Genomic DNA, 6,500 nt, shown 5'->3' with positions numbered 1-6,500 from the left:
CAAATGCTCGCCATAGCACGAGCTATGGCTGCGCTTTGCGCCTAGATCAGGCGCCTTTTGACGTGCTGCTCGGACACGCTCGAAATACTCTCAGCCTCTGATCCCTTCAATCCCGCAAGTGGCGTGACTTCGGTCGCCGATGCAGCAGGAGCAACATGCCCATGAGGCCGCCGACGCCGGAGTGGACCCAGCCGAGCTGCGGGCGAATGCCCTCGGGGGCAAAGTAGTACAGCAGGTAACCGGTCAGCGCGAGCAGCCCGGCCAGGCCGCACATGACCAGGCCTGATCCGCGCTGCTGCGCCCAGCGCTGCCGTCCACTCATGCGCCATCCGTGAGGGATGTGCGCAGCCGACAGCGCGCCGAACATGAACAGGCCGAAGAAGGCCGCGAATCCATGCAGTCGCATCGTCCAGGCTTCGAGCGGATGGGGCAAGCCATCAGTACCCGCGCCATAGTGAAGGGACAACCAAGTGATTCCTGTCGCGAGCAGCAGCAACCCGCTCAGGTAGAGCATGGCGCGCTGCCAGCGGGGCAGGCCGTGCTGACGGTGCGGGCGGGGAATGTGACGGTTCATCGCGAACGGATCAATGCAGCCAAGCCTGCGCGCCGTAGCGGGCGAGCAAGGGGTTGGCAGTATCGCCGCTGATCGCCACGACTTTGGTGAGCGCGTCGGCCCAAAGGCACAAGGGCGCTGCGACGCTGGCATGGGCTTGCACGGGTATCGGGGCGAAGGCCTGCGATCGGCTGCCGTGACCGAAGTGGCTTGTGGCAAAGGCGCCGTCGCGCAGCTTGGCGAATTGCCGCACGCCGCCTGCGTGCTCGTCGCGAAGGGACACGGGCAGGTCGGTGTCGCCGAACACGCGAACGTCGCCGCCGGCGTTGACCCATCCGGCCTCGCAGCCGTTGGCCATCAAGGCATCGACAGCATGGTCTACCGCATACCCCTTGGCGATGCCGCCGAGGTCAAGGCGCACTTTGTCGCCGAGTTTGTGCAAATGCGATCTTTCGCAGCGCCAGCCCTCTGGCGCCGTGCCCAGGGTAATGTCGAAGATGCCGCCGCTCGCGTCGCGCAAGCTTTGCGCCGCCATGAGAACGGTGTTTGCGTGCTTTTCGATCGCGATGCTTGTACCGCTCGGAATGGCGTGAAAGCGCGTGATGTCGCTCGCCGGCTCGAAGCGTGACAGCCGCGCTTGAATGTCGGCCACCGCCTCGAATGCCACACGCACGGCGTCATCGACGCGAGCGTGTTGGCCGAGCGCGCCCACCTCGACGATCGTGCCCAGCAAGGGTTTGGCACGGCGCACCCAGGCCACGGTGGTGGCTGTCACGTTCACCCCAGCACCCCATTTCGCCGCGCCAGATCGACGACGGCCACGATGCGCTTCACGCCATCTGTCACGTGCTTGCAGCTCAAGGTCGCGCCGCTGATGTTGGCGATGTCCTCGCCCACTTGGATCGTCGATGCCACTGTCTTGCCGACGAACTGCTGTCGCCACGCAGGCAGGCGGATTTCTTGGCCGTGGCTCTCGCGGTAGGAGAGGATCTCGACCTGTCTTACCGCGCCGTCTGCGGCGATTCCAACCGCGTAGCTGATGAGCTCGAATTTGCCGACGACCTCGTCGATCACGATGTAGCCGAGCGTTGCCGAGCCGTGATACGCGACGCGCACCGGCCACGTCGCCGATCGCGCCTGCACGCCTTGTGCCGACAGCTTTTGCATCTGCGCAGCATCGAGCTTCACTTCGCGTGATTCGAAGCGATCGGCTTGCGGAAACATCAACTTCGCGGCTTGGTCGGCGCTCAGGTAGTCGACCGCGAACACGCTCGTCGGCGCGAGCACGAGTGCCGATGCCGCCGTCGTGAGCGTGATGCGCATCAGAAGCTCCAGCCCAGGCCCAGGTTCAGACGGTTCGCGTCGCTGTTCTCGCGGAAGCGCTGCACGTCGGCTTTCACGACGATGCCTTGCGCGACCTGGAAGTTGGCGCCCAGCGTCACCACCTGCTCCGTTGCGGCAGCGCTGGGCGTGATGCCGGGGCCGAGGTCGGCGAAGCTCTTCGCGGTGTTGAAGCGCTCGACGCGCACAAAAGGCGAAAGCGCGTAGTCGCCGCTGGTCCACAGGCGGTAGGCGGCTTGGCCGTACCAGCCATCGAAGGACTTTGGAATCAGCGTCGGGTTGCCCACCAGCGTCGCATTGAGCGCCGCGGTGTTGCTGATGGTGCCGCGCGCGTACACGGCCGACAGATCCCAGCGCCCTGGTGTCCAGCGGGCGTGAGCGTCCCACAGCGTGACGCGGCTGCTGGCCGCGGCCTGTCCGTGCGTTGCGCCGCCTGTGAACAGCGACGCGCCGACGAGCAGGCCTGGCATGCCGCGCCAGTTCACTGCACCGAAGACCGCAAGGTCGCGTGCTTTTGCGAGTGCCAGTTCCTGGTGGATCGAACCGAGCGGCGATTCGGCACCTTCGGTGGCCGCCGCGTCCCACTTCGTCAGGTCAAAGCTGCTGCTGATGCCGCCTTGCACCGTGAGGCCGTTGTCGAAGTTGCCCACGAGCTGGATGCCGCCTTCGCGCCAGGTGCTCGGGATGATGGCTGTCTCGACGAAGTTGCGCTCAACGCCGAAGAAGGCCGGCGGCTCGTGGTTCTCGTTGAGCAGGCCGGCCGGCATCAGGAATAGGCCGGCACGCACGGCCAGGTTCGGTTGAACTTGGTGTTCGATGTATGCCTGCTCGACCGCAACCTCGCCGGGATCGCTCGACGAAGTCACCGAGTGCTCGACCTCAAGCTCGGTCACGACCTTGGTCTTCGCGTCGAAGCGATGCTGGTAGCCCAGCACGAAGCGGCGCAGATCGGCCTGCGCGTTCTGGCTCGCCTTGTTCGGGCGGTTGTAGTTGATCTCGCCGTAGCTCGACAACACGGTAGCGGCTTCGGAGGCTGCGACGGGCGCGGGCGCAGGTTCTGCGGCAGCCAGCGCAGAGGGTTTCGACGCCTCAGGTGTCGTCGCACGCTGCTGCTGCATCTGCGCCAACTGTGCCTTCACGGCAGCGAGTTCGGCGGAGAGTTGGTCGAGCCTGCGTGCGAGTTCCGCCTCGGTCGCGGACTGGGCGAAGACTTGTGTACCACCGACTGCCAAAACTGCGGCGAGGGCGATCTTCGAAGTGGTAAGGATGCGAGAACTTGTCATATGTATGGCGGGAGAGTGTGTGGAATTCGGATCAGCGCTTGTAGCCGTCATTCAAGGTTTGAAGGAATGCGATCACGTCGTCGATCTCGGTGTCCGAGAGGGCCGGTGCGTCGCCAGGCCGGCGGTTGTAGGGCACTTCGGTGGTGTTGACGTTCGCGTGATACTGCGTCGGCAGGTCATCGAACTTCTTCACCGTGCCGTCGGCGTTCAAGGGATAGAACTTCTCGGGGTTTGTATCGCGCTGCACGTAGAAGGTAAGTGCGTCTTTCAGTGACTTGAAGCGGCCGTTATGGAAGAAGACCTTGCGCAGGGCGACGTTGCGCAGCGACGGCACCTTGAAAGCTCCGCATAGATCGCCTCGCGATGCCATGTCACCGCCTTCGCGGGCGCACAGGCCCAGGTCGAAGGAAGTCGGGTCGGCGTTTTGCAGCAGATCAGGGTTGCGCGGAATGCCGAGGTTGTCGTAGCTGAAGTCGGTGAAGAGCGCGTGACTGCCGTCGCTGTTCTTGGCCGATGGATGACAGGCGGCGCAGTTGCCCTTGGCCGGATTGTTGAAGAGCGCGAATCCGCGCAGTTCCTGGTCGCTGAGGCTGGCCTTGCCGCGCAGGAATTCATCGTACTTGCTCGAGAAGGCGTGGAAGATTGTGTCTTCACGTTGGAACTGCTGCAGTGCGAGCGTCATGCGGGAGAAGGCGTCTTCCTGTCGCGTGAAGATGTCTGCGCCGAAGAGCCTTTTGAACTCATCCGCGTACGCCGCGTGCGAGAGCCTGTCGACGACTTCGCTGGCGCTGATGTTGGCCATTTCGACAGGATTCGTGAAGGGACGTCCTGCCTGGTCTTGCAGAGAACTCGTCCGCCCGTCCCAGAAGAATCCGCCAGTGGGCGTGCCGTCTGCTGCGAAGTGGAACGCGCTGTTGGTCGCCAGGTAGCGGATGGAAGGCGAACTGCGTTTGCCCTGAAGCTCAAGTCCTGCTCCGCCCATTTGTGCGGGCAAATCGTTGTCTGCGGCGTGCCCGCTGTTCGCGACGTGGCAAGTCGCACACGATTGCCGGCCCGAGGCGGAGATCGAGGTGTCGTTGAAGATCTTTTCGCCGAGGCTTGCCTGTGCCGAAAGGGGGGTCATCGTGGAGGCGGTGTCAACGTCGGATACCGCAGTGCCGCCGCCGCAGGCGGACAGCACGAGTGCTGAGAGCAACACGCTCAAACCAATGGACAACCTGCGGACCACGTCGACTCCTCTGGTTCTAGTGCACCTCGGCATAAGTTCGATATTGCAAATGCGAACGGTTCGCAAGCATACTCGTGTCGTGCTGGCCGCGGAAAAAAGCGGACTGGGCCATGCGTGCGCGGCGGTGCATCTTGCTATGGATTTGGCATTGCTTGCCTACAATCCCGCCTCTACGCACTCCCTTCGCCGCCACGCACGTGGCCTGCCGCCATGCTTGACATCAACTTATTGCGCAAGGATTTGCCCGGCGTCATCGCCCGCCTGGAAAGGCGCAAGTCGCCCCAGCCTTTTCTCGACGTCGAACGTTTTCAATCGCTCGAATCGGAGCGAAAGACCATCCAGACGCGTACCGAGGAATTGCAGGCGCGCCGCAACAGCCTGTCCAAGCAGATCGGCCAGTTGAGGTCCAAGGGCGAAGACAGTTCCGCCGCAATGGCCGAGGTGGGTGGTATCGCCGACGAATTAAAGGCTTCGGCCGATCGGCTTGAAGTGATCCAGACCGATCTGTCGGCAATGCTGATGGCCGTGCCCAACCTGCCGCACGACAGCGTGCCGGTGGGGGCCGACGAAAACGCCAACGTGGAGGTTCGTCGCGTCGGCACGCCGCGGAGCTTCGACTTCGAGCCGCGTGACCACGTGGACCTGGGCGGCCCGCTTGGACTCGACTTCGACACAGGTGCCAAGCTCTCCGGTTCGCGCTTCACCTTTCTGCGTGGCCCGATGGCGAAGCTGCATCGCGCACTGGCGCAGTTCATGCTCGACACTCAGACCGGGGAGCACGGCTACACCGAGTGCTATACGCCCTACATCGTCAACCGCGAAATCCTCGAAGGCACCGGCCAACTGCCCAAGTTCAAGGACCAGATGTTCTGGGTCTATCGCGGCGAAGAAGCCGATGGCGGCGAAACGATTGCCGCGGGCAGCGAGCAATACCTCATCTCTACCTCGGAAATCTCGCTCACGAACACCGTGCGCGAGCAGGTGCTGGCCGCAGACGCCCTGCCCATCAAGCTCACCGCGCACAGCCCCTGCTTTCGAAGCGAAGCGGGCAGCGCTGGCCGCGACACGCGCGGCATGATCCGCCAGCACCAGTTCGACAAGGTCGAGATGGTGCAGGTGGTGAATCCGGAGACGAGCTACGAGGCGCTGGAGGACATGACGCGCCACGCCGAGGTCATCCTGCAAAAGCTCGGGCTGCCATACCGAGTGGTGGCCCTTGCCACCGGAGACCTCGGCTTCGGCTCGACCAAGACCTACGACCTCGAAGTCTGGCTGCCGGCGCAAAAGACCTACCGCGAAATCAGCTCGGTCTCGAACTGCGAAGCCTTCCAGGCGCGGCGCATGCAGGCGCGCTTCAAGAATGCGCAGGGCAAGAACGAACTGGTGCACACGCTCAACGGCTCGGGCTTGGCGGTAGGGCGCGCCTTGGTGGCCGTGCTCGAGAACTACCAGAACGCCGACGGGTCGGTGACGATCCCCGAAGTGCTCCGCCCGTACTTTGCCGGACAGGAAGCGCTCAAACCCTGAGTTAGAATCTTGGGCTTGGCTCGACCCGCCAAGCCCGCATGAAGATTCTGGAGAGGTGGCAGAGTGGTCGAATGCGCCGGACTCGAAATCCGGTATACGGTTATACCGTATCGAGGGTTCGAATCCCTCCTTCTCCGCCAGGTGATGAGGAAATACGGGGCCTAGCGCCCCGTTTTCTTTTTCTACCCCCCCAAAAGACTCCCCATAGAAAATGCGTCACGGTGACACGTGGTGCGCCGTGCTGAGAGGCATGATTCTTTCGCCCCGCGGCGCTCGTTCGATTAGGAGGGGGCGCCATCGAGGGTGCTCGATGCTGGGCTATCCTGATTTCGGGATAGAGGCTCCCGCTTTACCATCGCCCCACATGTCGAAAGCGCCCAAGCAAGCCATCGTGATGCCGACGCCCGAAGAGGATGAGGCGATCACCGCAGCCGCCCTGTCGGACCCCGATGCGCAACCGCTGACCCCTTGTTATGACCCGATGTAATTTCGGCTTGCCGAACCACGCTAATCGAGGTTGAGTCATGGCACCTGTCCCGCGATGTTTTCGGCGGTGCCCGCACATGTT

General features: G+C 63.3%; 7 protein-coding genes and 1 tRNA gene. 3 read left to right on the top strand and 5 right to left on the bottom strand.

Features of this window, described 5'->3' with window-relative positions; genetic code table 11:
* Nucleotides 1–106: 106 nt before the first annotated feature.
* The 5 genes from AC30NL_RS18270 to AC30NL_RS18250 are packed head-to-tail and all read right to left on the bottom strand — an operon-like array spanning nt 107 to nt 4,405.
* Nucleotides 107–574: a DUF4405 domain-containing protein gene (locus AC30NL_RS18270; RefSeq protein WP_489465412.1), complete on the bottom strand. Its 468-nt coding sequence runs from the start codon at nt 572–574 to the stop codon at nt 107–109.
* Between the two features lie 10 nt (nt 575–584).
* Complete coding sequence (locus tag AC30NL_RS18265) at nt 585–1,328, bottom strand: FAD:protein FMN transferase (protein WP_489465411.1); 744 nt, start codon at nt 1,326–1,328, stop codon at nt 585–587.
* A 2-nt stretch (nt 1,329–1,330) separates the two neighbouring features.
* Entirely contained in the window at nt 1,331–1,876 is a 546-nt protein-coding gene (locus tag AC30NL_RS18260) for an FMN-binding protein (protein ID WP_489465410.1), read from the bottom strand.
* Nucleotides 1,876–3,177, bottom strand: coding sequence for a hypothetical protein (locus AC30NL_RS18255; protein ID WP_489465409.1), 1,302 nt, complete (start codon nt 3,175–3,177; stop codon nt 1,876–1,878). The genes AC30NL_RS18260 and AC30NL_RS18255 overlap by 1 nt, the downstream gene beginning before the upstream one ends.
* Before the next feature lie 31 nt (nt 3,178–3,208).
* The gene (locus AC30NL_RS18250) at nt 3,209–4,405 is read right to left on the bottom strand and encodes a cytochrome-c peroxidase (RefSeq protein WP_489465408.1); all 1,197 of its coding nucleotides are present in this window, start codon (nt 4,403–4,405) and stop codon (nt 3,209–3,211) included.
* 210 nt (nt 4,406–4,615) lie between these two features.
* Between AC30NL_RS18250 and serS the strand changes: the two genes are divergently transcribed.
* From serS to AC30NL_RS18235, 3 genes are all read left to right on the top strand, one after another.
* Nucleotides 4,616–5,932, top strand: coding sequence for a serine--tRNA ligase (serS, locus tag AC30NL_RS18245; RefSeq protein WP_489465407.1), 1,317 nt, complete (start codon nt 4,616–4,618; stop codon nt 5,930–5,932).
* 49 nt (nt 5,933–5,981) lie between these two features.
* Nucleotides 5,982–6,072, top strand: a tRNA-Ser gene (locus tag AC30NL_RS18240).
* A 224-nt stretch (nt 6,073–6,296) separates the two neighbouring features.
* Nucleotides 6,297–6,419, top strand: a complete 123-nt coding sequence (locus AC30NL_RS18235) for a hypothetical protein (RefSeq protein WP_489465406.1) — start codon at nt 6,297–6,299, stop codon at nt 6,417–6,419.
* The last annotated feature ends 81 nt before the right edge of the window (nt 6,420–6,500 follow it).

It is taken from the genome of Rhizobacter sp., assembly GCA_021153565.1.
Lineage (GTDB): Bacteria > Pseudomonadota > Gammaproteobacteria > Burkholderiales > Burkholderiaceae_C > Albitalea.
Note: the sequence above shows the minus strand (reverse complement) of the source record. Positions and strands in the feature narration are given on the sequence as shown.